We start from the raw sequence: 25,640 nt of genomic DNA on the forward strand, positions 1-25,640 counted from the left end.
GGGCCGCAAAAAGCACCGCAACGGGGAATGCCTCCCGTCTCGGTCGTGACCGCGCGCGAGGGGGGCGGCGCTCTGCAAAGGCTTCAGAACAAGGCGATTAGCGCATGGAAGGCTGGGCGTTCGGCTCAGCCGTCGGTCGGGTTGCAGGAGCGCGTACTGCCGCGTTTCCGCGGGGCCGCGCTGCCGAGGGATCTCGACCTCTCCGGTCCCTCGTTCGGCTGCCCCCGCATGGTCTCGACCCATCGCGAGGCTCCTCTCGAGCCGACGGCCTGGTCGGGACCACACGGCTTGTATGAAAAGATCCATCTCTTTTGATCTGGACCTGTTCCCGGGCCGAAAAGATCCCCCGCGGTCGATCGCGACCTGTCCGTGGCCTCGCGACGAGCGCCGGCGCTGGTCGTGACCTCCGGGACAGCATCTTTTTGACCGGCCGGGTCGGTCTCGCGCCGGGCACCGGCGGCCGAAGGGCGGCCCCGTGTCACGCGAAGATGCGCCGCATCAGCGCGCGTTTGATCGCCTCGACGATGGCGAGGTAGGTCAGCGTCGCGCCCGCGAGGAACAGGAAGAAGCCGGGCGGCAGCGGCACGAAGCCGAGCAGCCCGGCGAAGGGGCTGTACGGCAGCACGAGGGCCATCGCCACGACGCCGAGCGTGGTCGCCGCGAGCGCGCGGCTCGGAGAGCTCTTGAAGGAGCTGCCCATCGTGCGGATCACGAAGATCACAAGCGTCTGCGTGGCCAGCGACTCGACGAACCAGCCGGTGTGGAAGAGCGAGGCCGGCGCGCGGAACACGCGGAGCAACACGTAGAAGGTGAGGAAGTCGTACATGGAGCTGATCGGCCCGATCACCATCATGAAGCGGCGGATCAAGGCGATGTCCCACCGCCGCGGCTTCCGGACGAAGCTCGCGTCGACGTTGTCCGTCGGGATCGTGATCTGCGCGAAATCGTAGAGGAAGTTGTTCAGGAGGATCTGCGCGGGCAGCATCGGCAAGAAGGGGAGGAGCAACGAGGCCCCGGCCATGCTGAACATGTTGCCGAAGTTCGAGCTCGTCCCCATGAGCAGGTACTTCATCACGTTGCCGAAGGCCTTCCGCCCCTCGAGGATGCCCGAGCGCAGCACGTCGAGCCTGCGGTCGAGCAGCACGATCTCCGCGGCGTCCCTGGCCACGTCGACGGCGCCGGCGACGGAGATCCCGACGTCGGCGGTGTGCAGCGACGGCGCGTCGTTGATGCCGTCGCCGACGTAGCCGACCACGTGGCCGCGGGCCTTGAGCGCGCGGAGGACGCGGTTCTTCTGCGCCGGCGAGACGCGCGCGAACACGCGGGTGCGCTCGGCGAGGTGGGAGAGCGCCGGATCGTCGAGGCGATCGATCGCGCCGCCGAGGACGATCTCGCCGGGATCGAGGCCGACCTGCCGGCAGACGTGCCCGGCGACGAGCTCGCTGTCGCCCGTCAGGATCTTCACGTCGACCCCTTCCTCACGGAGCGCGCCCACGATCCCGGCGGCATCGGGGAGCGGCGGATCGACGAACGCGAGCAGCCCCGCGAGCGTGAGATCGACCTCGTCGTCGCGCCGGTACGCCGGCTTGGCCGGCACGCCGCGGTAGGCGACCGCGAGCACCCGGTAGCCCTGCTGGCCGAGCGCATGGAACACCGCCTCGCACCGCGCGCGGGCGCCGTCGTCGAGCGGCCGCACCTCGCCGCCGGTCTCGTACGAGGTCGCGATCGCGAGCACGCTCTCGGGCGCGCCCTTGGTCACGAGCAGCCGCTCGCCCTGGCGCTCGGCGACCACGCTCACGCGGCGCCGCTCGAAGTCGAACGGCAGCTCGTCGAGCTTGTGGAAGCCGTCGATGTCCGGGTGCTCGTGGCGCAGCACCGCCGCGTCGAGCGGGTTCACCGCGGATCTGCGGAGCACGGCCGCGTCGACGGGGTTGTCCACGCCGCTCTCGAAGTAGCTGTTCAGGTAGGCGAGGAGGAAGGGCCTCTCCGACGGCTCGCCGAGCGGGTCCACGTGGGCCTCGAGCTCCATCTCGCCCGTGGTGAGCGTCCCCGTCTTGTCGCTGCAGAGCACGTCGATGCTGCCGAAGTTCTGGATCGCCGAGAGGTTGGTGACGATCACCCGCTCGCGAGCGAGCCGCACCGCGCCCTGCGCGAGCGTGACGGTGGTGATCATCGGCAGGAACTCGGGGGTGAGCCCCACGGCCAGGGCCACCGCGAAGAGGAGCGACTCGAGCGGATCGCGCCCGAGCGCGGCGGTGAACGCGATGACGAGGAGCACGAGGAAGAGCACGAGCCTGAGGATGAACGCCCCGAAATGCGCCATCCCCCGCTCGAACTCGGTCTGCGGAGGGCGGGTCGCGAGGGCGCGGGCGATGCCGCCGAACGCGGTGTCGGCGCCGGTCGCGAACACGACCGCGGTCGCGGTGCCGCTCACCACCGACGACCCGAGGAACACCGCCTGGGTCATCTCGCCCGGGCTCTTCGAGGTCGAGGGCCCAGGGTCGGGGCTCTTCTCGGCGGGCAGCGGCTCGCCGGTGAGCGCGGCCTGGTGCACGTGCAGATCCTTGGCCGTGAGCAGGCGCGCATCGGCGGGGACCAGATCGCCCGCGGCGAGCCGCAGGACGTCGCCCGGCACGAGCTCGCGCCGCGGGAGCTCGCGGAACACCCCGTCTCGCAGCGTCGTCGCGGTGGGCGCGACCTGGGCGCGGAGCCGCTCGGCCGCGCGGTGGGATCGCCGCGTCTGCACCGACTCGACCGCGACGCTCAGCGCCACGATGACCACGACGACCGCCGCGTTCGTCAGGTCGCCGAGGACCGCCGACACCACGCTGGCGAGCAGGAGGATGCTCACGAGCGGGTTCGCGAAGCGGCGCAACACCTGGACGACGGCCGCCTCCCGCCTCGTGGTCGCCGCGGGCTCATTGGGGCCGAACCGCCCGAGCCGCTGCCGCGCCTCCTCGCTCGTCAGCCCGCGCTGTGAGGTCCCGAGCCGCTCGAGCAGCTCCGCGACGGGCAGGCCCGAGAGCCGCTGCGCGTTCGCGTCCATGCGCCCACGAACTCCGCCTTCTCCTCGCCGCACTTCCCGGGCGCGGTCACGGCGCCTCCCGGGCGTAGACGAAGCGGGTCAGGTCCTCCACCGGCTCGAGCGGCGCCTCCTCCGCCGCCTTCACGGCCGCCTCGACCTCGGCCGCGACCTCGCCCAGGATCCGGGCGAACACACCGTCGTCGAGCAGCCCCTCGGCGCGCAGCCGGGCGACGAACAGGTCGATCGGGTCGCGCTCCCGCCAGGTGGCCACCTCGCTTTTGTCCCGGTATCTCTCGGCGTCGTACATCGAGTGCGCGCGGAACCGGTACGTCAGGAGCTCGAGGAAGCGGGGGCCGGCCGCCTCCCTGACGGCCGCGGCCGCTCGCCGCGTGGCCTGCTCCACCGCGAGCACATCCATGCCGTCGACCTGCTCGGCCGGCACGTGGTGGGCCGCGGGGACGTCGATGAGCCGCGGGTTCGCGGCGTGGCGCGCGAGCGCCGTCCCCATGGCGTACTGGTTGTTCTCGCAGAGGAAGAGCACCGGCAGGCTCCAGAGCGCGGCGAGGTTCAGCGACTCGTGGAACTCCCCCTCGTCGGTCGCGCCGTCGCCGAAGAACACCGCCGTGACCCGCCGCCGGCCGGCGAGCTTGTCGGCGAGCGCGAGCCCCACCGCGATGGGCAGGCCGCCGGCCACGATGGCGTAGCCGCCGTAGAAGCGCCGCTCCGCGCAGAACAGGTGCATCGACCCGCCGCGCCCGCGGGCGCAGCCCGTCGCCTTCCCGTACATCTCGGCCATCGCCGCGGCGGGCGAGACCCCACGCTGCAGCGCATGGCCGTGCTCGCGGTAGGCGGCGACCACGGCGTCGTCGTCCTCGAGCGCCCGCATCGCCCCGACCACGACCGCCTCTTCGCCGATGTACAGGTGGAGGAAGCCGCGGATCTTCTGGAGCGTGTACAGCTCGGCGCACCGCTCCTCGAAGCGGCGGATGAGCAGCATCGCCCGGAGGACGGCGAGCGCGTCGGCAGGAGGGATCTCGAGCGGGCTCATGAGGGCTCCTTCGGACGACGCAGCCTCCTGTTCGGCGCAGGCGCCTCCATCCAGCACACCTCCGCTACAGAGCTGGGCTCGGGCAACGATCGTACCGGCGCGGGAGCCGTGGCCCGTGAAGACGACGCAGCCGGCTGCCCGGGGATCTCGCGCGTCCCATGCAGAGCGTGAGCTCCGCGCCCTCGCCGCTGCCCGTCCGCGCGCTCCCGTCGTCGACGCCGCTCATGGGCCCTCCTGCTCGGGTGCCGGCTCAGCGCGGAGGGCCCGCGGCCTCGCGGCGCGCGAGCAGCGCCTCCAGCGACCCGCCGTCATGGAGGAGCCGGATCGCCTCAGCCAGGAGCCCGTCCAGACGGACGAGCTCGACGGGGATCTCCTCGCCCGTGGCGGCAGCGACGCTGTCGGTCACGAGAAAAGGGCGCACCGGGAGCGCGGAGAGCCGGGCCATCGCCGGGCCGACGAAGAGGCCGTGCGTCGCGAGAACGGCGATGTCCGGCGCGCAGCCCGCCGCGAGCAAGGCGTTCACGGCGGCCTCGATCGTCCCGCCGGTGCTGATCATGTCGTCGACGAGGAGGGGCGACCGTCCCCGGACCTCGCCGGTGATGGCGTGGACGCTGACGTCCTCGCCGCTCAGGCGCGTCTTGTGCACGATGGCGACCGGCAAGCGGAGGAGCCGGGCGTGGTGATCCGCGAGCTTCGCGGCGCCCAGGTCCGGCGCCACGATGACGCTGCGCTCGGAGATAAAGGGTCTCGCTGCCGCCGAGAGCAGCGGCGCGGCGCTCAGGTGCTCAAGCGGGATGGAGAAGAACCCCTCGAGCGCGGCATTGTGGAGGTCGACGGCCACCACGCGCGAGAGGCCCGCCGTCCTGAAGAGCTCGGCGACGAGCCGGGCCCCTACCGGCTCCCTCCCCGAAGCGCGGCGGTCGTGGCGGGCATAGCCGAAATACGGCACGACGGCTGTCACGCGCGGAGCCCCTGCGCGGCGACATGCATCCGCGAGGAACAGGAGCTCGGCGATGTGCTCGTCGACCGGCGGGCTTGTCGGCTGGAGGAGATACACGTCCCGCCCTCGCACGCTCTCCTGTATCTGCACGTGAAGCTCGCCGTCCGCGAAGCGGCGCACCAGGGCGTCGCCCAGGCTGACGCCGAGGCGCTCCGCCACGGCCCGTGCGAGAGGGAGGTTCGCGTTGCCCGCGAAGAGGCAGATCTCCATGGCTGCTCCGCTACACCGTCTTCCGTGCCGTGGGCTCACGGCGCCGTTCATTCGAGCTGCGACCGCTCTCCAGATGCAACCCTAGGGCCTGATCCGTCCAGTGACGTCCGCCCGCCTCCGCGTCATCACGCCTCTCCGCCTGATCTGTTTGCTCGCCACATGCCATAGGGGCGCACCGGCCCCCATGACCCTTCGGACATGGGCTTCCCGGAGCCGACCCCGGCTCCATGGAGCGTTCGCTGGGAGGAAGCCGTGACCACTGCGGGGGAGCTTTGCAATCGGGGCGTCGTCACCATCGGCAAGACCGAGACCGTGATTGAGGCCGCCCGCCGCATGCGGGCGCATCACGTCGGCAGCCTGGTCATCGTCGACGAGCCCGCCGGCAGGACCGTGCCTGCCGGCATCATCACCGATCGCGACATCGTGATCGGCGTGGTGGCAACCGCGAGTCCCTACCTGGAGTCTCTCCAGGTGGCGGATGTCGCGACCGAGCCGCTGGTCACAGCGCGAGAGCAGGAGGACCTGCTGGACCTCCTCGGCAGGATGCGCGCCGCGGGCATCCGCCGCGTGCCAGTAGTGAACGACGAGGGGGTGCTCCAGGGAATCATCGCCTTCGACGATCTCCTCGAGTTCCTGTCGGACGAGCTCTCCGAGCTGAGCGCGCTGGTGACGAGGCAGCAGCGGCGGGAAGCGCAGAGGAGGATCTGAGTGCCGGGTGTGTCACAGGGGCGAGAGCTCACGGTCAGCACGCGACCGGAGGAGGAGCTTCATGCTGTTTCGAGATCGCGTTGATGCAGGACGCCGCCTGGCCTTCGCGCTGGGTCGCTACCGCGACGACGCGCCCGTCGTGCTCGGGCTCCCGCGCGGCGGCGTCCCGGTCGCCTACGAGGTCGCTCGGGCGCTCAAGGCACCGCTCGACGTCTGGGTGGTGCGCAAGCTCGGCGCCCCTGGGTACGAAGAGCTGGGCCTGGGGGCAATCTCGGAGGGGGGAGAGGTGTACCTCAATGAGGAGGTGCTCGCGGAGATCGGCGTCCCCCAGGAGGAGGTCGCGGAGATCGTGGACCGCAAGGCCGCCGAGGTCGAGGCGCGCGTGCAGCGCTTTCGGCGCGGCCGGCCTCCGGTCGACGTCGAGGGCCGCACCGTCATCGTCGTCGACGACGGCATCGCGACCGGCGGGACCGTGCGCGCCGCGCTCCGGGCCGTCCGTCGGCGCGGGCCGAGGCGCCTCGTCCTCGCGGTCCCGGTCGCGTCGGCGACGACGCTCGAATCCCTGCGCCCCGAGGTCGACGAGGTGGTCTGCCTCGACGCGGATCCGCACCTGTTCGCGATAGGCGCCTATTACCAGGACTTCCGCCAGACCACGGACGACGATGTCGTGGAGCTGCTCGAGCGGGCGCGCGGCGGCGGCGCAGGCGCGGAGCGCGAGCAGGGGCCGGTGGGCCCGCCGGAGTCGGCAGAAGAGCTCCCCATCGAGCTCGCGCTCGATGACGGCGCGCGCCTTCAGGGCAGCCTGACGATCCCCGCCGGGGCGACAGGCCTCGTCCTGTTCGCTCACGGGAGCGGCAGCAGCCGGCATAGCCCGCGCAACCGGTTCGTCGCCGAGGTGCTCCAGAGCGCCGGGCTGGCCACGCTGCTCTTCGACCTCCTCACCGGCGAGGAAGAGGCGGTGGACGAGAGGACTGGCCACCTCCGGTTCGACGTCGAGCTCCTCGCGGGGCGGGTCCTGGGCGCGGCCCTGGCCACGCGCGAGCAACCGGAGACGAGCGCGCTCCGGATCGGCTATTTCGGCGCGAGCACCGGCGCCGCCGCCGCGCTGATCGCCGCGGCGAGGCGTCCGGATCTCGCGGACGCCGTGGTGTCGCGGGGCGGGCGCCCCGATCTCGCCGGCGCGTACCTCGAGCAGGTCCGCGCGCCCACGCTGCTCATCGTCGGGAGCGCGGACGCCGAGGTGCTCGCGCTGAACCGTGAGGCGCTCGAGCTCCTGCGCGGACCGCGACAGCTCGCGATCGTGGAGGGAGCGACGCACCTGTTCGAGGAGCCAGGGACGCTGGAAGAGGTCGCGCGCGCGGCCAGCGCGTGGTTCGTTCGCTACCTGGCGCCCCGGGCGCTCGAGGCGACCGCGTAACTGCGGGAGAGCAGCGGCGCGGTGCTCGCGGAATCAGCTCCAGCGCAGCAGCAGGCTGCCATCCTCCCCGCGCTCGACGCTCGTCCCGAACCGCGCGCCCTCTCGGCTCAGCACGCCCCTCAGCCAGAGCGCGTCCTCTTTCGCGGCGCGGTGGAGGCGAAATTTGCTCATCCGCAGCGGTACCAGCTCCAGACCGACGAGCTCGCCGGTCCCCGCGCGCAGCGTGGCAAAGTACATCATGGCCAGATCGCCTCGATAGGCCTCGTGTCCGCTGATGCCCTCATAGTCGTTCACGAAGTCGCCACAGCCGTAGAGGATCAGCCGCCCCGCGTGGACCTCGATCGCCTTGGGATGATGCGAGGAGTGCCCGTGAACCACGTCGACGCCGGCGACGTCGACGAGGGCGTGGGCGAGCGCGACCTGCTCCTCCGGGACCTCGTAACTCCAGTTGGGGCCCCAGTGGATCGAGGCCACGGCGATGTCGCCCTCCCGCTTGGCCGCCCGCACCACGTCCACCACGCGACGGACCTCCGCGGGAGACGACTCATCGACCAGGTGGACGCCCGGGCGGTCCGCCGACGCGCCCCAGCGCCGCGGGATGCCGCTGGTCTCCGAGCCGAGCGAGAAGACGAGGACCCTCCCCTCGCCCTCGACCTCGATGAGCGCCGGCGCCGCCGCCTCATCGAGGTCGCGGCCCGCGCCGGCCGTCGTCACGTTCGCCGACCGGAGCGCGGCGATCGTGTCGATCAGCCCGGCAACTCCCCAGTCGAGGACGTGGTTGTTGGCCAGCGCGCAGCAGTCGATCTGCGCCGCAGTGAGGCACGAGACGTTCCCTGGGTGCATCCGGTAGTTGATCCCCTTGAGACACGGCTCATCGCTGGTCGTGATCGCCGTCTCGAGGTTGACCAGCCGGACGGCGGGCGCCCGCCGGCGCCACGCTTCGAGCGCGGCCCCCCAGACGTACGAGAGATCGACAAGCCGGGGAATGGGGCCGCTCGCGCGCTCGGCGAGCTCGACGTAACCCCCCGCGTCCTCCACGGCCAGCTCGTACAGCACCGGAGCGCTGGGGCACGGCAAAATCTGATCGATCCCCCGGCCGGTCATCACGTCACCGCAGAGAGAGAGGGTGAGAGCACGTGCAGTCGACGTGCCCTGGGGCCGGTCCCTCGCCGCGCCTTGCATCATGGGTCGTCGCTCCATCGAGCTATGCGAGCTGCAAGGGAGAGACCAGGTGGCTCATGCGGGCGGTGCGGCTCATCGAAGGATCGACTGGTCCGCGAGATGCACCAAGCGCGGAGCGAGATGCCGTTGCCCAGGATCCGCGCCGCCGAGCTCATGACCGAGAACCCCCGGACCGTGCGGGTCCACGATCCCATCGGCGAGGCGGTGGACGTGCTCCAGACGATGGACTTCCGCCACGTGCCGGTCGTCGACGAGCAGGGTGAGCTGGTCGGGATGCTCAGCGATCGCGACCTGCGCGCGCTCCAGCTGCCCTACTCGGAGGACGCCGCGGTGGTCGACAGAGCGCTGCGGAAGGCCCGCGCGCCCGTGTCCACGATCATGAGCAGCAATGTCGTGAGCGCCAGTCCGGACGCGGACGTGACCGAGCTCATGGAGCTCATGCTCGACAACAAGATCGGCGCGGTCGCGGTCGTCGACGGAGAAGGTGCGCTGGTCGGCATCGTCAGCTATGTGGACGTCTTTCGCGGGCTCCTCGAGGAGGAGTGACCCGTCGTCTCCTTTGCGCGCAGGACACGCTGAAGCCGCCCGCTGCGCCGCGGACGCCGCGAGCGCAGGAGGTGCGGGTGGGGTGAGACGGGGCACGGCGATTGCTGCGATGGGTGGATACGACACGCAAAGCGCCGGTCCCACGGCGATGGGCCATGGACCAGCGGAGGAAGCATGCAGCCTGTACAGCGGATCCTGGCCACCACGGATCTCTCGGAGCTCTCGGCCGCGGCCGTGAGCGTCGCCCTGGAACAGGCGCGCTCCTGGGGCGCCGAGCTCCGGATCCTCCACGTCGCAGCGTCCGCGCAAGCGCAGCCGAGCGCGGCAGACGCGCTGCGCCGTTTCACGGCGGAGCTCGGCAGCGGGGTTCGCATCGTTCCGCTCGTCCGGGTGGGGTCTGCCGCGGAGGAGATCGTCAGGTGTGCGGAGGAAGACGACGCCCAGCTGATCGTGATGGGCCGCCACGGGCACACCGGCACCACGGCCGTGCTGCTGGGCAGCGTCGCCGAGCGCGTCACGCGGACCTCCAGCCGCCCCGTGCTGATCGTGCCCCCGGAGAAGGAACCCCGCGGGACCGGAGTGATCATGGGTCCGCCGCCGCACGCTGGGCGGTTTCACTGCCTGCGCTGCGGCGCGCGCTCGGAGCACCAGTTCTGCGTTGCTTGCCGCACCCATCTCCGGATGTTCGGTGTGCCTGCAGCAGGGGGGCCTCCGGAGGCTCCCGCGGCCGGCGCCCTCGGCGCGGAGCGGATCGAGGCGCTCCTCGAGCGCAGCGCCTTCGGCCGGCTGGGCTGCCACGCGCAGGGACGAACGTACGTCGTGCCGATGAGCTACGCCTACGAGAAAGGCCTCCTTTACCTGCGCTCGGCGGAAGGCACCAAGGTCCGGATGATGCGCGAAAACCCGGAGGTCTGCTTCCAGGTCGACCATATCCAGAGCCTCGCTGACTGGGAGAGCGTCATCGTGTTCGGAGTATTCCGCGAGCTCACGGCGCAGGAGGCGGTCGAAGGTCTGCAGCGCATCCGCGAGCGGCTGGTGTCCCTCCTCGCCGAGGAGGACGCGTGGCCCCGCCCGTCCGAGGCGCCCGCCGACGACAGGCTTGGCCACCGAGCCTACGAAGGCGGCCGCGGCGCCGTCGTAGGTTGCATCGAGCCCGTCGAGAAGACGGGGCGCTATCAGGTGCGCTGAAGCTCGGCTGACGACCTCATCCTCCTCGACGAGGTCGTCGATGCGCTCCGGCGCAAAGGAGAAGCGTTCCTGGAGCGAGCGCATCACAACATCCCCGTTCCGAGGCGTTCATCCCAGACCATCATGCAAGCGCTCACCCAAGACGACATGGCCATTCAGGAGTTTTTGCTCGATCCCTCTGCCCACTTCCACCGCTGGCGTCGCGATGAGCCGGTCCGCTGGTGTGAATCGCTACAGGGCTGGGTGCTGACGCGCTATGACGATGTTGTCTCGGCATTCCGAGACCCGCGCCTGCGCCAGAGGCCGCCGCAGGCGATCGTCGACGCGCAGCTACCACCGGAGAAGCGCGAGGTCGCCCGCGATTTCGTGCGTCTCTTCGGAGGCATGATGCTGATAAAAGAGGGCCCGGAACATGCCCGCCTGCGCCGTGCAAGCAACCAGGGGTTCACGCAGGGCGTTCTCGACGGGTTCCGGCCGATCCTCCAGCGCGTGACCGACGAGCTCCTCGACAAGGTAGAGCCGCTCGGTCGCATGGATGTCGTGCGCGACTTGGCTCAGCCATTGCCAGCCACGGCGATCGCCCACATGTTCGGCATCCCCGAGGCAGATCGGGGGTTGTTCCAGAGGTGGTCTGAGGACGCCGCGCGGTTCTTCGGCGGCACGGTTCTGGACGTCGAGGAGGACGCCAAATCAGCCAACGAAGCGATATGCAATCTGGAGCGTTACTTTCTCACCCTCATCGACGAGCGGCGCATGCGCCCGAGCAACGACCTGGTGAGCATCTTCGTGGCCGGGCAGCAGGAAGGAAAGCTGTCCGCGGAGGAGGTCACGGCTCAGTGCATATTGGTGCTTGCGGCCGGACACGTCACGACCATCGACCAGCTCAGCAACGCGGTCCATGCGCTCCTCGCGCACCCAGACCAGTTGAATCAGCTGCGTGAGGACCCGGCGCTCATCAGGTCCGCCGTAGAGGAGTGCCTGCGCTACGACGGATCGGTGCCGTTCGTTTGCCGGGTCGCGGCAGAGGATTTGAAGATCCGCGACAAGCGCATCCAGCGATGCCAGACGGTCTTCCTCGGCATCGCATCGGCGAACCGGGATCCAGAGATCTTCGACGAGCCCGATCGTTTCGACATCACGCGCGCGCCGGGCAAGCATGTTGCGTTCGGTTCTGGCCCGCACGGGTGTCTGGGTGCCGGCTTGGCGCGCCGGGAGCTCGAGATAGGGCTCGTCAGCCTGATTCGCCGCATGCCAGGCCTGAAGCTCGACGAACAGAGCCCGCCGGCGCGGAGATGCGAGAGCGTCATGCTCCGCGGTTTTCGTAGATTGCCGGTCGTATTCTCGAGAGCTCAGATGGACAAGATCGCCTGATGGCCCCGACGCGCCGCTCATTCGAGCGGGGGCGCGGCCGCCCGTTCCTTCGCCGGCTCCGGTACATCGGTCAACGTCGCCTCCGTCAAGAGCAGCACGCTCGCCACCGACACGGCGTTCTCGAGCGCGACGCGCACCACCTTGGTCGGATCGATGATGCCCGACTCGACGAGATCGACGTACGCGCCGCGCGCCGCGTCGAACCCGAGATTGCCGCTTCCAGCGCGCATTCGCTCGATCACGACGCCGGCGTCGACGCCGGAGTTCTCCGCGATCTGCCGCGTCGGGGCCTCGAGCGCGCGGCGCAGGATGCGCACGCCGGTGCGCTCGTCGCCGTCGCAGCGCTGCTCCTCGTGCTCCACCGCGACGCTCGCGCGCAGCAGCGCCAGCCCCGCGCCGGGCACGATGCCCTCGGCCACCGCCGCCTTGGTCGCGCTGATCGCGTCCTCAAAAGCCTCTTTCCGGGACTTCATCTCCGTTTCGGACGGCGCCCCGACCCGGACGACCGCCACGCCCCCGACGAGCTTCGCCAGGCGCTCCTCCAGCTTCTCGCGATCGTAGTCGCTCTTCGTCTCCCTCCTCTGCCGCCGGAGCAGCTCGGCCCTCGCGTGGATGGCGAGCGGGTCGCCGGCGCCGCCGATGATCGTCGTGCTCTCCTGCTTCACGACGACCCGCGCTGCCCGCCCGAGCTGGTCCCGCGTCACGTGCTCCAGCTTCACCCCGGCTTCTTCGGCGATCACCTCTCCCCCGGTCAGGATCGCGATGTCCTCGAGCACCGCCTTGCGCCGGTCCCCGAAGCCGGGCGCCTTGACCGCGACGCACGCGAGCGTCCCGCGCAGCTTGTTCACGACGAGCGTGGCCAGCGCGTCGCCCTCGACCTCCTCCGCGATGAGCAGGAAGCTCTGCCCCGCTTTGGCGACCTGCTCGAGCAGGGGGAGCAGGTCTTTCATCACGCCGATCCGCTTCTCGTGGATCAGGATGAGCGGCTCCTCCAGCACGCACTCCATGCGCTCCGGGTCGGTCACGAAGTAGGGTGAGAGATACCCGCGGTCGAGCTGCATGCCTTGCACGACCTCGACCGCCGTCTCGGTCCCCTTCGCCTCCTCGACGGTGATGACGCCCTCTCCACCGACCTTCTCCACCGCGTCGCCGACGAGCTCGCCGATGGCTGCGTCGTTGTGCGCCGCGACCGTGGCGACCTGGACCTTCTCCACACGGCTCTGCACCGGGCGGGAGAGCGACCGCACCGCCTCGACGGCCGCGTGGAGCCCCCGCTCGATACCGCGCTTGAGGTCGATCGCGCTCGCGCCCGCCGCGATGTTGCGGAGCCCTTCCGCGAAGATCGCGTGAGCCAGCAGCGTGGACGTCGTCGTGCCGTCGCCGACCGCGTCGCCCGTGCGCTCGGCCGCCTCGCGGATGATCTGCACACCGACGTCCTCTTCGGGGTCCTTGAGGCTAAGCTCCTTGGCGATCGAGACACCGTCGTTGCACACGGTGGGGCGCCCCCACGCGCGCCCGATGAGCACGCTCTTCGACTTCGGGCCGAGCGTCACGCGGACAGCGTCGGCGAGCGCCGTGGCGCCGCGAAGGACCTTCTCGCGAGCAGCGGAGTGGAAAAGGAGTTGCTTGTGGGGCATCGCGGAAGACCTCCTGGACGAGCGCGGCCGACCTTCTGTGGCCGCCCTCCAGGATGCAACCTCAGGGCCTGCCTTGTCGGGTGCCGGGTCGCGCGCACCGATCGTCGTCTCCCGAGAGCCCGAGAGATCGACGGCTCGCCTGGGCCCGCGGCGCCGGCAGCCGTGATTCCGGTCGGACGCGCCACGAGCGCGCGGGCTCATCCTCGGACATCGCGACCCGGCCGAGAGGCGGCCGAGGCGAAGAAGGACGAGGCCAAGAAGGCCGCCTGAAGAGCCGTCCAAGCGACGGCCGCCGACGTCCGGCTCGCCGGGCTGGGTGGTGTCCGCGCGGTCACGGTGGGCCTGTCCGTGTCCTCGGCGCTGCTCGCGCGGTGCTCGCTGGCAGGCTGGCCGACCGCGCTGGTGTCCGTCGTGGCCTCGTCCCCGAGACGAAGGGCAAGGAGCTCGAGGAGATGTGATGTGCGCCCGCCTTGCGAGAGGAGATGTGTGTCAGCGAGATCCGGGAATCTCGGTGTCCAGCCGGTCGAAGCAACGGAACGGGTCCTCCAGCATCTCGCGCACGGTGCGCGCCAGCACGCTCGCGTGGAAGCCGTCGATGAAGCGGTGATCGAACGTGGCGCTCACGCGCATCACCTTGCCGGGCACCACCTTGCCGTCTTCCACCACCGGCTCGTCCCTCACCACGCCCGGGACCACGAGGATCGGCGTGCGCGTGTAAGGCACGAGCGGCACGTAGGCGGTCTCCAGGCCCAGCGAGCCGACGTTGGTCACCGTGACCGCGCCGAACGGGTCACGGGGCAGCCCCAGCTTCGAGAGGTCCAGGTTGAGCGTGTACATCACGAACGAGAGCAGGCGCAGGAAGACGTTCATCAAGAGGAACGGGATGTGCCGGATCGTGCGCTTCGTCTCTTCCACCGCCCTGTCGCGCCGCTGGCGCGCGCGCTCGATCGTCCGGTCCAGCTCGTCGACGATCTGCACAAGGTTCTTCTCATGGGCCCGCTCGATCGTCGTCACGGTGAGATCCACCGCGCCGTCGCCGCCGGCGGCCTGCACGACCAGCACCGAGACGGTGACGCCGCGCCGGAGGTAGATCTTGTTCCAGCGCAGGATCGCGTTGGCGTCGGGGCAGCGGCGCAGCGCCTCGGCGCAGGCTTTCGCGATCAGGTGTGTCACCGTGAGCCGGCGGCCGGTGCTGTGACGGAACGCCCTGATGTAGTCGAGCGCGCGATCCATGCGCACGGTGAGCGTGCCGTACACCGATGGATCGTACGCAGTACGCCAGGTGCCGATGGCCAGCTTGCGGAAGCTGGAGATCTCCTGTCTGGGCACGAGATCGAGATTGGGCGTGATCCACCCGGCCATGGCCCGCGGGCTGCACGGCTCGGGCCAAGGCGGGCAGCGCGCTCCGGCTCCTCTCGCGAGCGGAGCAACAGCGCCCGGAAGTCAGCATCCAGCGGGGCTCACCGCGCCTCCTGCCCGGCCTCACCGGTCGTCCCCCGAAGGCACGGGAGCCGGCGGAACGCCGCGGAGTATCGAAGCCACCTTCGCGTCGAGCGGCCTGTGCCTAGTTAGGACAGGGCAGCGTGAACTGGAAGGTCGTCTTCCCGGGCGCGCTCTCCGCCCAGATCCGCCCCCCGTGGGCCTCGACGAGCCCTCGCACGATGTAGAGCCCGAGGCCCAGCCCGGCGGCGCCTCCTGCCTTCGCCTCGCGCGTCCGGTAATAGCGGGTGAAGAGCCTCGGCAGCTCGTCCGGCGCGATCCCCTTCCCCTCGTTCTCGACCGCCACGAACACCTCGCCGCTCCGCCGTTCCACCGCGACCTTGATCGGCGTCTCGGGCGCGCCGTACTTGGCCGCGTTGGACAGCAGGTTGGTGAGCACCTGCTCCAGGCGCCCGGGATCGGCCAGAAGCGGCGGGATCCCGTCCACCACCTCGACGTCGACCCGATGTCCCCGCGTCGTGTCAGCCGTACGTTCCACCGTCCCCCGGATGAGCGCCGGGAGATCGACCTCGACGTGCTTGAGATCCAGCCGGTGCGACTCGAGGCGGGAAACGTCGAGCAGATCGTCGATCATCCGGTTGAGCTGCATCGCGCTGGCCAGGATGTGCTGCGCCTTGTCGCTGCACTGCGGTTGCTTCGCCAGCAGGGATGCCTTGAGTACGATCGTGGTGATCGGCTGACGCAGATCATGAGCGATGAGGCTGGTCCACTCCTCGCGCATCCGCGCGAGCTCCTTCAACGCGCTGATGTCCTCGCCGGCGACGATGGCCCCGGTGATCGCCCCCGCGCTGTCGCGGAGCGGCGCGGCGGCGATAAGGAACGTCCTGCACGAGCCGTCCGTCCTGGCGACGAGGAGCTCTTCGCCGGGGATCGTCTCGCCGCGCATCGCCCGGCTCGACGGCAGCTCGTCCAGCGCGAGGGCGGTGCCGTCCGGGCGCCGCACGCGACCGACGCACTGCCCCCGCTCCTCCGCGCCCCCGGTGAGATCTCGCCCGTGCGGGTTGGCGATCAGCCGCTCTGCGCCGCTTCGATCGATGAGCAGGAGCGGGACGGGCGCGCTGTCGAAGACCGTTTGGAGCGTCCTCCGCTCGGCGTCCAGCTGCGCGAGCAGGCGCTCCCGCTCCTCCTCAGCCTGCTTGCGCGCCGTCACGTCCTCCACCTGAGCGATGTAGTGAATGGGCTCGCTCTTCTCGTCACGCACCACGGACGTGTGCAGGAGTACGTGGATGGTCGTGCCGCTCTTGTGGATGTATCGTTTGGCCAGCTGATAGCGCGGGATCTCTCCGTGGCGCAGCCGCTCGACAAGGCCCACGTCGGTGTCCACGTCGTCGGGGTGGGTGATGTCCTGGAAGCGGAGCTTGGAGAGCTCATCGGCCGCGTAGCCCACGATCTCGCAGTAGACGTGGTTGACGCGCAGGAACTGCCCGTCGAGCCCGACGATGGCCATGCCGATGGGAGCGTTCTCGAAGGTGAGCCGGAAGCCCTCCTCGCTCTCCCGGAGCGCCAGCTCCATCTGCTTGCGCTCGGTGATGTCGCGCCCCTCGGGGATGAGCATCACGACCCTGCCACGGTCGTCGGTGATGGGCTTGATGGAGAAATCGATGCAGCGCCGCCCGCTCGCTCCGTTCACGTCGAACTCGTCCCGCGCGAGCCGACCCGCCGCGGCCTCGGCGACGGCGGCGCGGACGCGCTCCCTGTCCTCGGGGCTCCACCCCGTCAGCTCCCACAATGGACGGCCGATCGTCTCTGCCTCCGTGGCCCTGCAGAACTCGAGAGCGGTGCGGTTGTTCTCGAGGACGATGCCCTCCGGCGAGAGCAAGCCGACGAACTGGAGGGCCCCGTCGAAGATCGCCCGAAAGCGCTGCTCTCTCTCCCGGAGCGCCCTCTCCAGGTGACTCGTGCGTCGGAGCTCCTGGGCCATTCGGCCCGAGGTCCGCGCGCGTGACAGGGCGAGCGCGGCGTGCTGGCCGAGCAGCGCCGCCGCACCTTCATCCTCCTCGGTGAACGCGGCGGCGCCGATCTTGTTGGCGAGGTACAGGACGCCGACGAGCTGCCGGCCCTGCAGAAGGGGTATCCCGAGGAAGCTCTTGAGCGGCGGGTGCTCGGGAGAGAAGCCATCGAAGCGCTCGCCTTCGCGGAGCTCCGCGAGGCGCAGCGGCGTCCTGTCTCGGTGGACCGCCTGGAGTCGCCCGCGCGGGCGGGGAGCTTGCGCCGATGATCTCTCCCACTCGGCCGTGGCGCTGCTGCAGATCCAGAGATCGAAGGGCACGTCGTCGCCGGCGTGGACGCCGAGGGCGGCGTACTCCGCGCCGGCGATGCTGCGCGTCCGGTCCACGATGCGCTGGAGCGCCGCGCGCTCATCGAAGCTGTCGCCGATGTCGGCAATGGACCGCTGGACCGCCTCGATCTGGGCCTCGGCGCGCGCCTTTCCCCGGCGCGCGAGGGCGCTGTCCAGACCGATCGCGAAGAGCGGGGCGAGCGCGCCGAGATCGACGCCGGCGCGGGGATGAGGGCAGGGCAGGCAAAAGGAGAGGACGCCAAGACAGCGATCGCGGACGCAGAGGGGCATCGAGACCGCGCTCTGCGCGTCGGTCCGCGCGCAGAGCTCACGCGTCATCGATAGCCCCGGATCGAGCGAGCGCACATCGCTCATCACCTGAATCCGACCCGAGCTCGCCGCCCGAGCATCGAGCAGCGGCGCGCCCGGCGCCACCCGCGCGAGGCAGAGCCGGATGTCGGCGGGCACGTGTCGGTGGGAATGGATCCCCAGCTCGCCGGCGTCCTCGGAGCTCAGGAGCAGGTAGGCAGCGCGCGCGCCGAGCTCCATCGCCTGGTCGAGCAGGAGCCCGGAAAGCTCGTTGAGATCGGCCGCGCGCGCCACGCGGAGCACAGCGCGCTCCACGAGCTCGCCCGGCGCAGGGCGGGGCTCGCAGCACCCGCCCTGGCAGGGGGAGGCCGTGCAGGCGACCGCCTCGTCGCGGCCGCTCGGCGCCTCGATCTCTTCTAGCGACACCGTAGCCCCCACCCTGATCGGTCGATTGTTGCACGAGAGCCACGCTGCCTGAAGCGCCAACATGGACAGGCCGACGGGAAGCACCTCCCGAATGCCGATCTCTTCATGCTCGCCACCGACAGGAGCTCGGCACGGCGCTCTGAGCAGCTCGCCCCGGCCGCTCTCATCAGCGCATGCTCGGCGCGCGCAGGTGGCGATCCTACCATCGAGCGGCACACCCGAGGCTTGCTACTTGCTACTCCGTTGCCGCGTGCCGAGGCGTGAAGTGAGCCGCTCGTCTCCTCCTGTTCCTCTCGCCGCGGCCGGACAGGCAGAACCGTCGCGCGGCGCCAGCGCCCAGCCGCGCATCCGTCCCTCGGAGCTCGCCGCGCTCTCCGTCGAGGGGCGAATTCAGGCATTACGATCCAGTCCGACGGGATTGACGGACGTCGATTCTGCGAGGAGGCGTCTCGTTCACGGCGAGAACGAGCCCGCGCCGCCCAGGCGTTCACGTGCGCTCCGGACGCTGCTCGCGCAGCTCACCCACACGCTCGCGCTGCTCCTCTGGCTCGGCGCCGGGCTGGCCTTCGCCGCGGGCGCCCCGGAGCTCGGGTTCGCCATCGTCGCTGTCGTCGTGCTCAACGGCGCGTTCGCGTTCATCCAGGAGCACCGCGCCGAGCAGGTCGTGAGCAGCCTGATGCGCCGCGTCGCCGTGCGCGCCCGCGTCGTCCGGGCGGGCATCGAGCGGCGTGTGCCCGCGCGCGAGCTCGTCCCGGGCGACGTGGTCCGGCTCGCGGCAGGTGAGATCGTCCCGGCCGACTGCATCCTGCTCGGCGCAGACAGCCTCTCGCTCGACCTCTCGATGCTCACGGGCGAGACGGCGCCGGTCGATCGCGACGCCGCGCCGATCGCCTCGCCGGGCCGAGGCGCGGAGGAGCTCGCGCTCCCGAGCCTGCTCCCGAGCGGCGCGTCCGTGGTGACCGGCGCGGGCGAGGCGCTCGTGTTCGCGACAGGCGCGGAGAGCGCCGCGGGCAAGATCGCCATGCTCCTCGAGCAGGGCGGGCACGAGGGCTCGCTGCTCGAGCGCCAGGTCGCGCAGCTCTCGCACGTCACCGCGGCCATCGCGGTGATCGCCGGCGCGGCCACGCTGGTGCTCGTGCAGGCGTTCCACCGCGTCGGCGCGCTCGGCGCGCTCACGTTCGCGATCGGCGTGATCGTGGCGCTCGTCCCCGAGGGGCTGCTCCCGACGCTCAGCGTGTCGCTCGCGATCGGCGCGCAGCGCATGGCGGCGCGCGGGGCCCCGGTGCGGCGCCTCTCCGCGGTCGAGGTGGTCGGCTCGGTGACGACCATCTGCACGGACAAGACGGGAACCCTCACGCAGAACGCGCTCTCGGTGCGCTGCTTCATCCCCGCGCGCGGCGCGCCCCCGGACGCGGAGCAGGCGGCGCGCCTCGCGGCCGCGCTGTGCAACAACGCGCGCCCGGCGCCGGCGGGCGGCGATTGCGAGGGCGATCCGGTCGACGTGGCCCTCGCGCGCTGGGCCGCGGCCGGCGGGGTGGACCTGGCCGAGGCGCGCGCCCGGTGGCCGCGGATCGCCGATACCGCGTTCGACGCGCGCCGGCGCTACATGGCGGTGACGTGCGCGGAAGGCGGCGCCACGCGGGAGTTCGTGAAGGGGGCGCCCGAGGCGGTGGTCGCGCTGACCGGCGCGCCGGCGCCCGCAGGCCTCGACGAGGCGGTGGTGAGCGCGGCCGAGCGCGGCGAGCGCGTCCTCCTGCTCGCCGTGAGGGAGGCCGGCGGCCCGCTCACGTGCCTGGGCCTCGCCTGCCTGCACGACCCGACGCGGCCGGAGGTCCCCGCGGCGATCGCCGCCTGCAGGCGCGCGGGCGTGCGGGTCGTGATCCTGACGGGCGATCACCCCGCGACCGCGCGCTCCGTGGCCGCCGCCATCGGGCTGGAGGCGGACCGCATGGTCGAGGGGCCCGAGATCGACGCGATGGACGACCGGGCGCTGCTCGAGCTGCTCCAGGCCGGCGCGAGCCTCGCGCGTACGACGCCGGAGCAGAAGCTGCGGGTCGTGCAGGTGCTGCGGCGGTCCGGCGAGGTGGTCGTGGCGACAGGCGACGGCGTGAACGATGCCCCCGCGCTCCGCGCCGCCGACGTCGGCGTGGCCATGGGCCTGCGCGGCACGGAGGTGGCGAAGCAGGCGTCGGACATCATCCTGTCCGACGACAACTTCGCCACGATCGTGGCGGCCATCGAGGAAGGCCGGGCCATCAAGCAGAATATCCGCCGCTTCGTGAGCTATGTGTTCACGAGCAACGTCGCGGAGCTCGTCCCGTTTCTTCTCTACATCTTCTTTCCGATCCCTCTCCCGCTCGCGATCGTGCAGGTGCTCGCGATCGACCTGGGGACCGACGTGCTCCCCGCGCTGGCGCTCGGCGTGGAGCCGCCGTCGCCCGCGACCTTGCTCGTCCCTCCGGAGCCGCCCCGAAAACCGATCCTCACCCGGGAGCTCGGGCTGCGGACCTTTTTCCTTTACGGGGCCGTGGAGGCGCTGCTCGGCGTCGCGGCGTACTTCGGGTACTACTGGGCGCACGGCTGGAGGCCGTTCGGCCCGCTCGAGCCGTTCCACGCGCTGGAGCGCGAGGCGGCGACGATGACCTTCGTGGGGATCGTCGCGGGGCAGATCGGGTGTCTGTTCGCGCAGCGCGACGGGCCTCTCCGGAAGCGGCTCGCCTTCTGGTCGAACCCCTGGGTGGCCGCGGGGCTCTCGATCGAGGTCGCGCTGACGATCGCTCTCATCTATGTGCCGGGGCTGAACGGGCTCTTCGCGATGGTTCCGGTGGGATCGGCGTGGCTCCTGTGGCTCCCCGGCGGCGCCGCGGCGATGGTGTTCGCCGATGCGCTGCGGCGCGCCGCGCTGGCGCGCGGCGCGCGCGGAGAGGTCGAGCGGGCAGGAGCGCCCAAAGAGCTGGAACAAGGTCGCTCGCGGCGCCCGCCGAGGCGGGCGCGATCGTAGAGCGTTCCCCAACCATGAGGCAACCCCGGGGTGAAGCGGAGCACTCCGTGGCTCTCACCGGCGGCGGAGCGCCGCCACCTCGCACCTATTGTCCCTTGAGCACCGCCAGCAGCGCGTCCTCGGCGCTGAAATCGAACTCAAGCTTGTCCGCCAAGCCTTCCCGCTCGAACCACTCGTACGTCTGCACCTCGCCCGACTTGAACGTGTAGAGCTGTTCGAAGCTCAAGTCGTCCTGGAGCTTCTTGGTGCTGAAGATCACCGGCGCTTTCCAGCCATGGATGTGGGGCGCCAGGCGCTGGATGAACGGACGGCCGTTGGAGAGGCTGCAGTCTTCGCCCGGCCGAAGGCCGAGACGGCCAGCGTCGATCACGGCGTCAGCAGCATATTCGTCCATGATGGGGCCAGGGACGAAGACCTTCCGCGCCTCTACGCCCGCGATCTCGGCCAGGGTGTCGACATACGCATCGTCGGTAAAATAGTCCTTGCCGGTGACGTTGTAGATCTGCCCGAAGGTCTTCGGGTTCTGCATCATCAGCCGCATGGCGCGGGCCTGGTCCTCCACATGGCCGACCATGCCGAGGGTCGTGCCGTCACCGGGAATGAGAATTTCCCGCCCGCGCAAGAGCCGCACCCACATCTTTTGTTCCCGGTCCGGGTGCCGGTTGCGGGGGCCCAGCACCATCGAGAAGCGCGCGATGGAAACGGGGAAGCGGCGCTGCCGCCACACGCCCATGAGATAGCGTTCGCAGGTGATCTTGTTACGCCCATAGTCCTGCTGCCGAGGCCCGAGCTCCACAGGGGACTCCTCGGTGATGGGCAGGATCCTGGACGCCGCATACACGGCGGTCGAGCTGGCGAAGATATAATGTCCAGTGCGGCCCTCGAATATCTCGACCATGCTCTGGACGTCGTCCAGCGTATACGCGCTCACATCATGGATGCAATCATACTCCTCTTTGCCCAGGACCTCTCTGAGTCGGGCGTGGTCCGTGCGGTCCGCATAGAGCCGCCGTACGTGCACGGGGAAGCTCACCGGCGTGGCGCCGCGGTTGAGGACGGTGACCTCGTGCCCGCCGTGGACGAGCTCCCGCACCAGGTGATAGCCGTTGAACCGAGAGCCCCCCATGATCAGGATTCTCATCGTTGCTACTCCCTTCACCGCTCAAACGCGTGATTTCGGCCAGCCTGCGCTCTAGTCGCAAGTCCAGCGCATCAGCGTCTCCAGCCCGGGCTTGCCAGTTCGCTCCATCCATCGCAGGAGGAAGTAGCAGCCCGTGAGAAACACAAAAGCCAGCGGCCAGGCCACCGTCACCGGCAGCGCCTTCTGCCAGTGCACGGTCGGCTCAGGGCCGGTGACCAGACCATAGATCCAGAGCGGCCAGATGTGCGCCAGATGGTGCAACACATAGACCGAGAGCGCGCGTGGGCCGAAGGTCAAAAAGACCCGCGCGAACCTGCCATCCTTGGAGAATCTGGGAGAGAGGTCGACCCAGCGATGCAAGAGCGTAAAGGCCGTGATGGCGAGGCCCAACGTTCCCAGCATATACTCCACCGATGACGGAAACATCGTCCATCCCTGGAGCCAGATGTCTTGCACGATCGATGGACAGTGAGAACGAAGCAACCTCGTCGCGACGCACACCCCGATCAGGCAAACACCGATGCCCGTCAGTCGATTGAGCGTGCCGGCGGCCGGCGCAAGATCGGAAGCCACGCGCGAGGCGATCATGAATCCAACAATCGGATATACAATCCACGGGAAGACGGGGAAATAACCGTTGACCAGGAAACCCAGCAGGACGTCGGACAACGTCAGATCGAAATCGAAGTAGTTGTTCACCCAGTACGCGGGGTAGTCCGATATGACTCGTAGCATAGGGCTGATGACGAAGACCACAGAACACATCACCAGGAGGCTCGAGCGGGGCAGCTTCCGGGCGATGTTCAGGAACATCAGAGCCACGCCGAGGAACGTCAAAACATCCCAGTCGAACGTGTCCTCGGGGAGCCAGACGAATATGTTGAACAGGATACCCGTGCCGAACAGGAACAGACCGCGACGGATGGTGAGCTTGCTGATCTCCGCGTCATTCGCACCGCGCACGCGTGGAGCGTTGAGCCACATGAAATAGCTGACGCCCAGCAGAAAAGCAAAAATGGGCGCCCCGAAGCCGTTCGGGGTCGGGTGGGAGAGCCCAGACAGGTTCTCCACGAAATGGACTTGAACCATCACGACGACGGCGACGGTGCGGAGGATGTCGATCGATAAATAGCGCACGGTCTAGATCCTGTTCATGGCCATCAATTCGACGAGCAACGCGAAGGTCTCCGCCGCGAGCAGGATGATGACGATCCACTCCATGCGGGCCTCGTTCCGGGCGATCACAAACTCGCTGGAGCGGTGGCCACACATCTCGTACACACTCTCGAGGAGCTCGAGCCGCTCGTCGACGAACTCGATTCGCTCAGACAGCCGCGCCCGCTCTATCAGGCGCTCCTTCAACTGACTGGCCAGCGTGGGAGGATACACCGGCGGAGAGTGGATGGCAGGGCTGACTTGGATCAGGCGCGCCTGCAGGCCTATCACGCGCTGGAATCGCCGAGCGAGCTCGTCTCGCCTCGGCAGGGCTTGCGCGTCGAAGCGAAACGCCAGCGGCGTATCCGCCTCCAGGTGCGGCCAGGCCTCGGCGAGCTCCGCTTCGAGCTTGCGGGCTTCGCCGTCGAAGAAAGAGAAGTCGATGACCGCGCGGCGCAGCGCCTCCAGTCGCTCGGCCGAAGCGATGAGCCCCGCGCGGCCAGGGGACCAGATGATCCGCGCCCCCTGGAGCATGATCAGCGACCCGCGCCGGCGCGCCTGCGGAACGCCGGGCTCAACCCAGCTCCAGACGTTCGCCACGATCTCGGGGTCTTCCTGATCGTTCGTCGGCACGAGCAGCATCGTCAGACCGGCGGGCGGCGGCGCCGCGGGGCCCGTCACCAATATCGCACGGCAGGGGCGAGGCTCCTTGAATTCCATCAGCGTCGTCTGTGCGGCATCAGCCCCCGTGACGAACTCCACATGCTGAATCTCCGCGCCCTCCAGCATCCCCGGCGACGGGCCGGCGTTCTCGGCAGACGCTTGCATTCCGTCCGGTGTCTCTCGGATCTGCATGACATGCTCGCTCGTTCAAACGTTGATCATCTGAGAGGCCAACCATCCCGCCACATACTCGGCCGAGTCCAGGACGCCGTTCAGCGTCGAATCGTACAGGTAGTCGCCGACGACAAAGAGGTCCGGATGCTCCGCCGGCTCCGGCTGATGTCGCCGGCTCTGGGCGCGCGGCACGAGCCCGCCAGGAATCGCGTTCACGGCGGCCGGCCAGCGATGAACCCGGCCCTCCACAAAGCGCAGACCGCCTTCAGCCAGCGCGCCTGGGAGTGACTTCAGCGCGGCCTCGATGAGCGCCGCGTCATCGAGATCGCTCATCTCCAGCGCGGGTTGTCCACCCACGAGCCAGCCGAGCACGCCGAATGGCGTCTCCGGATCCCGCGCCGACTCGTCATACACGCAGCACCCGCCGAACCGATCCAGCATGAAAAATGATTCTTCTAGCTTGGCTCGCCAAGACGGCCGCTCGAAGAGCGCCGATATTCTCAGGTAATGCGCTGGATGATCGTATTGCGCGTGGTGGGCCCTCATCGCAGCCGCGAGGCGCCCTCCACGGAAATCGATATGAGGCAAGTAATTATTCGGGAGCGCCAGGACCACGAGATCGAACGAGTCCTCGCGCACGACCCCCTGATGTCTGTGGGCCACCCTCAGCTTTCCATCATCACCCCGACCGATCTCCGTCACCACGTGGTTCAGGCGCACGGTGGCGCTGACCCGTCGGGCCAGCTCCTGAGTCAACCGCTCGTTTCCCCCCTCGACGCAATAGAGCCGCATGTAGCGAGGGTCATTCATGACGTAATTGTGCGCGCCGTACTCGACGCTCGTTCGCTCCGGCTCGGTCGCGAGGTCGCTGTGAATCAGCGTCTCGACGTATCGACGTGCCGCGGACTGGCGAATCGTTCCAAGAAGCGCATCAAAGCGCGAAGCCGGGCGCGGTGCGGCGAGCGGCTCCTCCTGACCGCACATGTAATATTCGAATGGGCTCACCGAGTCCTTGGCCGCTCGATCGAACGAGAGCAGGGCCTCGCACGCCTCTACGCCGAGGTGCGCCCGCACGTCATCGATGTTGGATATTATCTTCTGGTCCAGGACCACGGACGAGCCGCCGATGAAGTTGATGGGGAGCCCCAGCTCTTCAACCAACTCCTTGAGCGGATCGTCGCCGATCAACGAGTAATCGTAGAGCTCGGCCGCACCTGCCTCGTAGCGCGCCGGCCGCGCCTGAAATCGGAGCGTGCAAACCTTCCCCCCCAGCCGACCCGTGGACTCAAACAGCGTGATGGATATCGGTGAATTGGCCAATTTCTGCAGCAGGTATGCAGTCATGAGACCACCTGGTCCGCCGCCGACGATAGAAATTCGCTTCATGCCGTTCACCTCTTCGTCTGATCCAAACCGCACCATGGGGTCGAACGACTGCGGTGCCTGCGTTCCAGGTCAGGGCCCTCTGGCGAAGCTCTTCGCCAGCCACGTGCCCATCGAGGAGGAGAACGGGCGAGATCGATCTCCTCGGAATACAATCACTTCGCTGCTGTCATGGCGTTCGTCGAGCTGTCGTCGCTTCTGCTCTCCTTTTTGCCATCGGAGCCCGCCGGTAGCATGTCCACGACGAAGTTTGTTGATCGTAGAGACGCGTCCGCGTA

Annotated in this window: 17 protein-coding genes; 6 read left to right on the forward strand and 11 right to left on the reverse strand. The window is 69.4% G+C overall.

Going from position 1 to position 25,640, the window contains the following annotated elements:
- Window positions 1–478 precede the first annotated feature (478 nt).
- From mgtA to WME90_RS23410, 3 genes are all read right to left on the reverse strand, one after another.
- Window positions 479–3,046, reverse strand: coding sequence for a magnesium-translocating P-type ATPase (mgtA, locus tag WME90_RS23400; RefSeq protein WP_437283395.1), 2,568 nt, complete (start codon window positions 3,044–3,046; stop codon window positions 479–481).
- A 46-nt stretch (window positions 3,047–3,092) separates the two neighbouring features.
- On the reverse strand, window positions 3,093–4,073 hold the full coding sequence (gene pdhA, locus WME90_RS23405; RefSeq protein WP_437283396.1) for a pyruvate dehydrogenase (acetyl-transferring) E1 component subunit alpha: 981 nt from the start codon (window positions 4,071–4,073) through the stop codon (window positions 3,093–3,095).
- Between the two features lie 250 nt (window positions 4,074–4,323).
- Entirely contained in the window at window positions 4,324–5,283 is a 960-nt protein-coding gene (locus tag WME90_RS23410; RefSeq protein ID WP_437283397.1) for a ribose-phosphate diphosphokinase, read from the reverse strand.
- A gap of 198 nt (window positions 5,284–5,481) precedes the next feature.
- Between WME90_RS23410 and WME90_RS23415 the strand changes: the two genes are divergently transcribed.
- Together WME90_RS23415 and WME90_RS23420 are read left to right on the forward strand one after the other, a co-directional pair.
- Window positions 5,482–5,991, forward strand: a complete 510-nt coding sequence (locus WME90_RS23415; RefSeq protein ID WP_437283398.1) for a CBS domain-containing protein — start codon at window positions 5,482–5,484, stop codon at window positions 5,989–5,991.
- A 61-nt stretch (window positions 5,992–6,052) separates the two neighbouring features.
- Entirely contained in the window at window positions 6,053–7,408 is a 1,356-nt protein-coding gene (locus tag WME90_RS23420) for a phosphoribosyltransferase family protein (protein ID WP_437283399.1), read from the forward strand.
- Window positions 7,409–7,441: 33 nt separating this feature from the next.
- On the opposite strand, the gene WME90_RS23425 is transcribed toward WME90_RS23420, so the two are convergent.
- Complete coding sequence (locus WME90_RS23425; RefSeq protein ID WP_437283400.1) at window positions 7,442–8,593, reverse strand: CapA family protein; 1,152 nt, start codon at window positions 8,591–8,593, stop codon at window positions 7,442–7,444.
- Between the two features lie 117 nt (window positions 8,594–8,710).
- Between WME90_RS23425 and WME90_RS23430 the strand changes: the two genes are divergently transcribed.
- From WME90_RS23430 to WME90_RS23440, 3 genes are all read left to right on the forward strand, one after another.
- Window positions 8,711–9,136 carry a CBS domain-containing protein gene (locus WME90_RS23430; RefSeq protein WP_437283401.1) on the forward strand — a complete coding sequence of 142 codons (426 nt, stop codon included), beginning with the start codon at window positions 8,711–8,713 and terminating at the stop codon, window positions 9,134–9,136.
- Between the two features lie 174 nt (window positions 9,137–9,310).
- Window positions 9,311–10,324 carry a universal stress protein gene (locus WME90_RS23435; protein ID WP_437283402.1) on the forward strand — a complete coding sequence of 338 codons (1,014 nt, stop codon included), beginning with the start codon at window positions 9,311–9,313 and terminating at the stop codon, window positions 10,322–10,324.
- 123 nt (window positions 10,325–10,447) lie between these two features.
- Window positions 10,448–11,695: a cytochrome P450 gene (locus WME90_RS23440; RefSeq protein WP_437283403.1), complete on the forward strand. Its 1,248-nt coding sequence runs from the start codon at window positions 10,448–10,450 to the stop codon at window positions 11,693–11,695.
- 17 nt (window positions 11,696–11,712) lie between these two features.
- Here the strand turns inward: WME90_RS23440 and groL are convergent, their stop codons facing one another.
- The 3 genes from groL to WME90_RS23455 form a co-directional block, all read right to left on the reverse strand.
- Window positions 11,713–13,332, reverse strand: a complete 1,620-nt coding sequence (gene groL, locus WME90_RS23445) for a chaperonin GroEL (protein WP_437283404.1) — start codon at window positions 13,330–13,332, stop codon at window positions 11,713–11,715.
- A 489-nt stretch (window positions 13,333–13,821) separates the two neighbouring features.
- Window positions 13,822–14,694, reverse strand: a complete 873-nt coding sequence (locus WME90_RS23450) for a 2-oxo acid dehydrogenase subunit E2 (RefSeq protein WP_437283405.1) — start codon at window positions 14,692–14,694, stop codon at window positions 13,822–13,824.
- A 202-nt stretch (window positions 14,695–14,896) separates the two neighbouring features.
- Window positions 14,897–17,845, reverse strand: a complete 2,949-nt coding sequence (locus WME90_RS23455; RefSeq protein ID WP_437283406.1) for a PAS domain S-box protein — start codon at window positions 17,843–17,845, stop codon at window positions 14,897–14,899.
- Window positions 17,846–18,110: 265 nt separating this feature from the next.
- Here WME90_RS23455 and WME90_RS23460 point away from each other — a divergent pair, with 265 nt between their 5' ends.
- Complete coding sequence (locus WME90_RS23460; RefSeq protein ID WP_437283407.1) at window positions 18,111–20,846, forward strand: cation-translocating P-type ATPase; 2,736 nt, start codon at window positions 18,111–18,113, stop codon at window positions 20,844–20,846.
- 85 nt (window positions 20,847–20,931) lie between these two features.
- Here the strand turns inward: WME90_RS23460 and WME90_RS23465 are convergent, their stop codons facing one another.
- The 4 genes from WME90_RS23465 to WME90_RS23480 are packed head-to-tail and all read right to left on the reverse strand — an operon-like array spanning window position 20,932 to window position 25,365.
- On the reverse strand, window positions 20,932–21,987 hold the full coding sequence (locus tag WME90_RS23465; protein WP_437283408.1) for an NAD-dependent epimerase/dehydratase family protein: 1,056 nt from the start codon (window positions 21,985–21,987) through the stop codon (window positions 20,932–20,934).
- Between the two features lie 51 nt (window positions 21,988–22,038).
- Window positions 22,039–23,124, reverse strand: coding sequence for a heparan-alpha-glucosaminide N-acetyltransferase domain-containing protein (locus WME90_RS23470; protein WP_437283409.1), 1,086 nt, complete (start codon window positions 23,122–23,124; stop codon window positions 22,039–22,041).
- 3 nt (window positions 23,125–23,127) lie between these two features.
- Complete coding sequence (locus WME90_RS23475) at window positions 23,128–23,997, reverse strand: hypothetical protein (protein ID WP_437283410.1); 870 nt, start codon at window positions 23,995–23,997, stop codon at window positions 23,128–23,130.
- A 15-nt stretch (window positions 23,998–24,012) separates the two neighbouring features.
- Window positions 24,013–25,365 carry a flavin monoamine oxidase family protein gene (locus tag WME90_RS23480; RefSeq protein WP_437283411.1) on the reverse strand — a complete coding sequence of 451 codons (1,353 nt, stop codon included), beginning with the start codon at window positions 25,363–25,365 and terminating at the stop codon, window positions 24,013–24,015.
- Window positions 25,366–25,640: the final 275 nt, after the last annotated feature.

The sequence above is a fragment of the Sorangium sp. So ce375 genome (genome assembly GCF_051473855.1).
Taxonomy (GTDB): Bacteria; Myxococcota_A; Polyangia; order Polyangiales; family Polyangiaceae; genus Sorangium.